Here is a 5,219-nt window from a genome sequence, read left to right on the forward strand (position 1 = left end):
AGCCGGTCGTGGGTCTGCCCGGTACCTTCGCGACATGGGCTGGTTCTCGCGGGTTCTCGACCTCATCCGCGGCAAGGTGCGGCCTCGTCGGGAGGAGCCGCCGGCCGGTCAGCCGGCGAGCATCGACGCAGTGTGCGAGCGCATGCGCACCCTCGAACTCGGGCTGGAGCTGGCTGACGGGCTCGCCCCGTTCAACGGCATGTACCTGCGGGTCACCGAGCTCGTCCGGGACCGGATCGCCGAGGGCTACTTCGGCAACGCGGAGTTCATGAACCGGCTGGACATCGTCTTCGCCGGGCTCTACCTCGAGGCAGTGGACGCCGCTCATCCGGTGAGCGCGTGGGCGCCGTTGTTCGAGGCGCGCCACGAGGCGGGCCGGGTGCCGATCCAGTTCGCGCTCGCCGGCATGAACGCGCACATCAACCACGACCTGCCGATCGCCGTGGTGCGTACCTGCCGGCAGCTCGGGACCAGCCCGGAGGCGCGCGACGTCGCGGCCGACTACCAGCGCGTCACCGACCTCCTCGCCGAGGTGCAGGAGCAGGTCCGGCAGTCGTTCCTCGACGGCCTCGCGCTCGACCTCGACCGGCGTTACGCCGCCCCGATCGCCAACCTCGTCAGCTCGTGGAGCATCGGGCGCGCGCGGGACGCCGCGTGGGTCAACGCCCTCGTGCTGTGGCGGCTGGGCGACCTCGGGGAGCTGCAGGACGACTTCCTCGAGACCCTCTCGAGCTCGGTCGGCCTGACCGGCCGGGTCCTGCTGACCCCGGTGGCGCAGCTCGTCTGAGGCCGCCGGCCCGGGCGCTGTCGCGGGTCGATCAGGTGGCCGTGCTCGCCAACGCGAGGGCGTCGGCCACCGTCTCGACGTTCGGGATCGGCTGTCCGGTGGCGACGCGGACCGCGGCCGGACCCTGGCGGGTCCAGCTCTCGGCCGCGCCGGCGACGGCGATTCCGTGGGAGGCGAGGACGAGCAACGCCTCGCGCTCGTTGAGCACCGGCACCCAGACCGCCAGCCCCGACTCGTTTGCCACCGGGACTCCGCGCTCCTCCAGGAGCCGGACGAGGCACTGGCGCCGCTCGGCGTAGACCCTGCGTGCGGTCCTGACCTGCTCCTGGCAACCGGGGTCCAGCAGCATCCACGCAAGGGCGTTCTGCACGATGCGGCTGGTCCAGCCTGCACCGAACTGCCGGTAGATCCGCGCGCGCTCGAGTGGCGCCGCGCCGCCGCCCATGACGGCGAGGCGGAGATCGGGGCTGTGCGACTTGGAGTAGGTCCGGACCAGCACCGTGGAGTGAGGCAGGAGCCCGGCCAGCCCGTGGTAGGGGGCGTCGCTCAGCTCGCCGAGCCCGTCGTCCTCGACGATGAGGGGGTTGCCGGTCGAGAGGATGGTCGCGAGCTCGTCACGGCGCTCGGGCGTGAGCGTGGCGGCCAGCCGCGAGCTCGACCGCGGCTCGTAGACGAACGCCGCTGGTTGCCGGCGCATCGCGGCAGCCAGGGAGGCGGGGACCGGCCCGGCGGCATCGGTGGCGACCGGGATCACCCGGGCGCCCAGCTGGTCGATGATGTCCAGCAGCCGAGGCGTGGCCGGGTCCTCGACCGCGACGTGGTCGCCGTGCACGACGCTGGTGGCGAGGAGCAGCTGGATGCCCTCGTAGCCGCCGTTGACCGCGAGCCAGTTCTCGGTCGGGAAGGGCCACGTGGCGGCCGCGGCCTCACGGAGGGGCTCGCTGATGGCGACGACCTCGTAGGAGTGCAGCTCGGGATCGTCCGACACGTGCGCCAGTGCGGTGCCGATGTCCGGGAGCAGCGCCGGGTCGGGCACCGCCCGCGAGAGGTTGAGCGTCCGGCCGGGCCACAGGTGGGAGATGTTCTCGTAGCGGGCGGGCCGGGGCACCGACAGCCCTTCCCGGACCCAGATGCCGCGGCGGCCGCCGCCATCGACCACCCGCTGTTTCCGCAGCGCGGTCCACGCCGTGGACACGGTGGCGGGGCTGACTCCGAGCCGGGTGGCGAGGGCGCGCACGGTGGGCAGCCGGGTCAGGGGAGCCAGGTCCCCACTGCGCACGAGCCGGGCGACCGTGGCCGAGATGCCCGTCGCGCTCGGTTCCTGGATGCGCTCGGCGAGCCATGCCGAGCTGGCCTCCCGGCGGTCGTCCGCGACCACGTCCTCGCTCATCGTTGAGCTCCTCTCGACCCAGTGTGAATGAACAGTAACAAATGACATATTGTTCAGCAATGGGTCTGAACGTACGCTGATGCCAGCCGGAGCGATCCGCTTCGACCCAATCCTGCTGTGAGGAGAGCTGTGACTGTGCACCTCGGGGTTCGCCACTGGGACCACGTCATCCCCCTGGCACTAGGCGACGTGGGCGCCGACCTGGTGAAGATCGATCGCTTGGACGCCACCCCGGATCTGTGGCACGACACGGGCTTCGACGGCGGTGAGACGTCCTTCAGCCGCTACGTGCGCGCCCGGTCGTCCGGCGACGAGCGCATCATCGCCCTGCCCGTCTTCCTCATGCGTGGCTTCCGCCACCGGTGCATCATCGTGAGGTCGGACAGCGAGGCGGTGGATGCGTCGGCGCTGCGAGGTGCGCGCATCGGCCTGACTGGATGGGCCGACAGCGGGAACGTGTGGACCCGCGCGGTCCTGCGCGAGGCCGGCATCGGCGTCGACGACGCCGACTGGCAGGTCGGGCCTCTGACGACGAACCATCCCGTCGTCGACCGGATCGGCAACGTCACGGTGGGGGACAACGTGCGCCACACCGCGGACGGGGCGCCGCTGGTCGATCTGCTGCGGGCCGGCCAGCTCGACGCCGTGATGACGCCGTTCATGCCACCGGGCTTCCACGCGCTGGGCTCGGACCTGCGGACGCTCTATCCGGACAACCGTCAGGCCGAGGCCGACTACTACCGGCGGCACGGGTACATCCCGGGAATCCATGTCCTGGCCCTGCGCGCCGAGGTGCTGCGGGACAACCCCGACGTGGCGCAGCAGGTCGTCACCGCCTTCGACGCCGCCAAGCGGCTGAGTCGCGCTCGTCGGGACAAGCTCGTGGACATCACCCCGTGGCACAACGAGGAGATCGGCTTCGCGACCCGCGTGGTGGGCGCCGACTGGCTGCCGTATGGCGTCTCCGCCGACCGCGTGATGGTGCGCGACTTCCAGACCGAGCTGGTCGAACAGCGGCTCCTCACCGCGCCGGTCCCGCAAGCGGACCTGTTCCCCTATCCCGTCGAGCCCTTGACTGAAGAGGAGATTGCCTCATGACAGCAGCAGCCCAAAGCCTGAAGGTGGCCGCGGCCCAGATGACAGCAGGTGAGGGGTGGGAGGAGAACCTCGCCACCGTCACGGCCGCGATCCGGCAGGCCGTGACCGAGGGTGTGGACCTCCTCGTCCTGCCGGAGGGCATCCTCGCCCGCTTCATCGGCGAACGCGAACGGATCCGCCTGCACGCCCAGCCGCTCGACGGGCCCTTCGTGACCGGTGTCGCCGAGGCGACGCGCGGACTCGACCTGACCGTGGTCGTCGGCATCCACGAGCTGTCGGGCGACCCGCGGCCCTACAACACGCTGGTCGTGCTGCGCGACGGCGAGACCGTCGGGATCTACCGCAAGCTGCATCTCTACGACGCCTTCGCGAACCGTGAGTCCGACAACGTGACCCCCGCGGACGTCGTGCCGCCGCTGGTCGACGTCAAGGGTTTCCGGCTCGGCCTGATGACCTGCTACGACGTCCGCTTCCCGGAGCTGGCCCGGCTCCTCACCGTGGCCGGCGCCGACATCCTCGCGCTGCCTGCGGCGTGGGTGCGGGGACCGCTGAAGGAAGACCACTGGCGGACGATGGTGACCGCGCGAGCCCTCGAGAACACCGTGTACGTCATCGGCAGCGGCGAGTCCGGTCCGCGCAACATCGGCCGCAGCCTCATCGTCGACCCCCTCGGGGTCGCGGTGGCCGAAGCCGGCGAAGGGCCGGGGTTCATCACCGCCACCATCACCCGTGAGCGGCTCGAGGCCGCCCGGGAGCAGTTGCCGGTCCTCGCGAACCGCCGGTTCGAGGTCGCGCCCACCCCCGTGCCGATCCGGACGGCCCTCCCCACCGCCTGACCCCCTGTCACTCGAGACACCAACATGATGAAAGGCCTCCCAGCCATGACCAACCTGCGCAACTCCGCGATCGCCCTGGCCGCCGTCGCAGCCCTGACGACCGCCGCCTGCACGGCGGACCCGACGACGGGCGGGAGCACGACGCCCCAGGCATCCGGCTCCACGCAGCAGCAGAGCCTGAACCAGTCCCTGCACGACAAGCTGCCCCAGAAGATCAAGGACGCAGGAAAGATCGTCGCGGTCAACACCGGTTCGTTCCCGCCGTACACCATCGTCGGTGCCGAGGGCTCGCAGATGCAGGGCGCGACCGCCGAGCTCGCCGACGCGCTCGGCAGCATCCTCGGGGTGAAGATCGAGCACACCACCATCGACGGACTGGCCAGCGTGCTGTCCGGCATGCAGGCGAACCGCTACGACCTCGACCTCGGGCCGGTCGGCGACTTCCCCGAGCGGCAGAAGCAGGCCACGTTCGTCGACTGGGTCAAGGAGTACGTCGTCTTCGCGGTCGAGAAGGGCAACCCCAAGAAGATCGACGGGCTCGACAGCACCTGCGGCACCCGGATCGCCGTGCAGGCAGCCGGTTCCGCCGAGAAGGTCATCAAGGCCCAGTCCGAGAAGTGCGTCTCCGCGGGCAAGGCCGCCATCGACGTCCAGTCCTACAAGGACCAGCCCTCCTCGATCCTCGCCGTGCAGTCGCACCGCGCCGACGCGTTCTTCTCGTCCCAGGCGCCGCTCACCTACTTCGTGGAGCAGTCTGGCGGCAAGCTCGAGCTGGCCGGACAGGGGAAGTCCAACGGCTTCAACGACCTGTTCCAGGGCGCGGTCGTCCCGAAGGACTCCCCGCTGGCTGACGTCCTCGTGGAGGGGATCAAGACCCTGCACGAGAACGGCACGTACGACTCGATCATGAAGAAGTGGGGCCTGGAGAAGAACGTTCTCGCGACGCCGGGCATCAACCTGGGAGTCGAATGAGCATGACCGCACGTCCAGTCCAGAACGAAGCACCGGCGCGGCCCCAGGCCCCGCCCGGGCCCCACCACAACGACACCCCGCGTCCGCGCCCCCCCGGCCCGTGGGTAGCCCCCCACGACGGAGCGGGCCAGCTGGC

Annotated in this window: 5 protein-coding genes; 4 read left to right on the forward strand and 1 reads right to left on the reverse strand. The window is 70.6% G+C overall.

Translation table 11 applies throughout. The features are described 5' to 3' along the window. On the forward strand, window positions 1-787 hold a 787-nt coding region (locus ACTHJJ_RS03030; protein ID WP_440301458.1), incomplete at its 5' end, for a DUF5995 family protein. A gap of 31 nt (window positions 788-818) precedes the next feature. On the opposite strand, the gene ACTHJJ_RS03035 is transcribed toward ACTHJJ_RS03030, so the two are convergent. Further along, window positions 819-2,177, reverse strand: coding sequence for an aminotransferase class I/II-fold pyridoxal phosphate-dependent enzyme (locus tag ACTHJJ_RS03035; RefSeq protein ID WP_440301459.1), 1,359 nt, complete (start codon window positions 2,175-2,177; stop codon window positions 819-821). Between the two features lie 129 nt (window positions 2,178-2,306). On the opposite strand from ACTHJJ_RS03035, the gene ACTHJJ_RS03040 reads away from it, so the two are divergent. Genes ACTHJJ_RS03040 through ACTHJJ_RS03050 form a run of 3 tightly spaced genes read left to right on the forward strand, consistent with a single transcriptional unit; the run spans window position 2,307 to window position 5,083 of the window. Continuing rightward, window positions 2,307-3,275: a hypothetical protein gene (locus tag ACTHJJ_RS03040; protein ID WP_440301460.1), complete on the forward strand. Its 969-nt coding sequence runs from the start codon at window positions 2,307-2,309 to the stop codon at window positions 3,273-3,275. After that, window positions 3,272-4,111 (forward strand): nitrilase-related carbon-nitrogen hydrolase, encoded by an 840-nt coding sequence (locus tag ACTHJJ_RS03045; RefSeq protein ID WP_440301461.1) that lies wholly within the window; start codon window positions 3,272-3,274, stop codon window positions 4,109-4,111. Before ACTHJJ_RS03040 ends, ACTHJJ_RS03045 begins: the two co-directional genes overlap by 4 nt. Window positions 4,112-4,156: 45 nt before the next feature. Continuing rightward, window positions 4,157-5,083, forward strand: a complete 927-nt coding sequence (locus ACTHJJ_RS03050) for an ABC transporter substrate-binding protein (protein ID WP_440301462.1) — start codon at window positions 4,157-4,159, stop codon at window positions 5,081-5,083. Window positions 5,084-5,219 lie beyond the last annotated feature (136 nt).

The organism is Intrasporangium sp., assembly GCF_051961875.1.
GTDB lineage: Bacteria > Actinomycetota > Actinomycetes > Actinomycetales > Dermatophilaceae > Intrasporangium_A.